The sequence below is a fragment of the Nostoc sp. CALU 1950 genome, assembly GCF_051172895.1.
In the GTDB taxonomy this organism is placed as follows: Bacteria; Cyanobacteriota; Cyanobacteriia; order Cyanobacteriales; family Nostocaceae; genus Nostoc; species Nostoc edaphicum_A.
Genome location: NZ_JBDNJQ010000355.1, coordinates 1 through 1,755, shown reverse-complemented (window position 1 = coordinate 1,755; position 1,755 = coordinate 1). Strand labels below are relative to the sequence as shown.

Below are 1,755 nucleotides of genomic sequence, written 5' to 3'. Positions count from 1 at the left end.
TTCAATCGTTCATACACCCGACTTGTGTAACGAAACAATAAGTCGCACATCGCGTAAAATACAGAAGCCTTAAAGTACTGCATTCCTGGCAGAACTTGAGAACGAGAAAAAACCCTTTCCTGTGTCGGGGAGAAGTTTGGAAAGGAGTCAAATTTGACATAAAGCAAAGAGGCAAAGTATGACTCAAGCCTTAACCAAAAAAGTAACATTTGATGAATTTATCGCCTGGTATCCAGAAAACTCACAACGACGCTATGAACTGCATGACGGAGTAATTGTAGAAATGGCTCCTCCCACAGGTGAACATGAACAGATTGTTGGATTTTTAGTTGGGGAAATAGTTACAGAATACAAACGTTTAAAACTACCTTATTTCATCCCCAAAACAGCATTTATTAAACCGACTCAGAGCGAAGCAGCTTACTCACCAGATGTACTGTTGTTGAATAACTCTAACTTAGTAAATGAACCTCTGTGGAAAAAAGAATCTACTGTAAGCCAAGTGGCATCAATTCCTTTAGTAATTGAGGTGGTAAGTACCAACTGGCGAGATGACTATTTTACTAAAGCAGGTAAATACGAAGAGGTTGGAATACCTGAATATTGGATTGTAGATTATCTAGGTTTAGGTGGTAGGCGCTTTATCGGCAATCCTAAACAACCAACTATTTCTATTTACCAATTAATTGAAGGTGAGTATCAGGTTAAGCAATTTAGGGGAAGCGATCGCATTCAGTCGCTAGCGTTCCCAGAGTTGAATTTAACTGCTGAACAGATTTTCCGGGCTGGAGAAGTCGCGTAAAAAACAGGTAAAGAAGTAAAAGAACCATCAAAGACTCGTCCACGAGTATCAAAGACTCTTCGGCGAGTATTAAAGGCTCGTCCACGAGTATCAAAGACTCATCCGCGAGTATCAAAGACTCATCCGCGAGTATCAAAGACTCATCCGCGAGTATCAAAGACTCGTCCACGAGTATCAAAGACTCATTCACGAGTATTAAAGACTCATCGGCGAGTATCAAAGACTCATTCACGAGTATCAAAGACTCGTCCACGAGTATCGAAGATTCGTCCACGAGTATCAAAGACTCATCGGCGAGTATCAAAGACTCATTAACGGAGTTCCGAGCCTCATTAATGAGTATCAAAGACTCGTTGACAAGCCAATCTGAACCATTGGTAATGATAAATTCTTTTTAGATTCAGTAAAAATTATTAGCACTCGTGTAGTAAAACACAGAATAGTAAATTGCTTTGATATCTTGCAGCATTCTTAATTAACACCCACCTTTGCCTGGAACTCGAATTTCCTTTCTCATAGCGAAAGTCCACTCAATGTGGACTAAAACCCAAGTATGGAAAGAATTTAGCCCTCTTCAGAGGACTTTCGCTATCAGCCAGAGGTTTCTAACCTGTGGCGGTTGTTGGGATTAGTGCAAAATATTAGTGGTTGCGAAATTGTCCAGCGAATCAGGTGCATTACATATAACTTTCGTTAACAGGTGAACCTCAGTATGGCAAACACGCCTCAACGTTTCCTTAAAAAAATCCGAGAAGCGAAAAATAAACAGATTAAAGAATTAGATTTAAGCAATGATTGGAATACTGATGCTAAGGAAAAATTAACAGAGATTCCTGCTGAGGTTTTTGAACTGGAATGGTTGGAGGTTTTAAATTTAAGCCACAACCAATTAACAACGCTGCCAGAAGCGATCGCCCGCCTGCCACAACTCACTTACCTGGATTTAAAGGGCA

At 40.2% G+C, this 1,755-nt stretch carries 2 protein-coding genes; both read left to right on the top strand.

What is annotated here, in order from left to right:
• Nucleotides 1–178: 178 nt before the first annotated feature.
• Nucleotides 179–802 (top strand): Uma2 family endonuclease, encoded by a 624-nt coding sequence (locus ABF638_RS37855; protein ID WP_435027866.1) that lies wholly within the window; start codon nt 179–181, stop codon nt 800–802.
• Nucleotides 803–1,514: 712 nt separating this feature from the next.
• Nucleotides 1,515–1,755 (top strand): leucine-rich repeat domain-containing protein (locus tag ABF638_RS37850; RefSeq protein WP_435027865.1); only part of this gene is annotated, 241 nt, incomplete at its 3' end.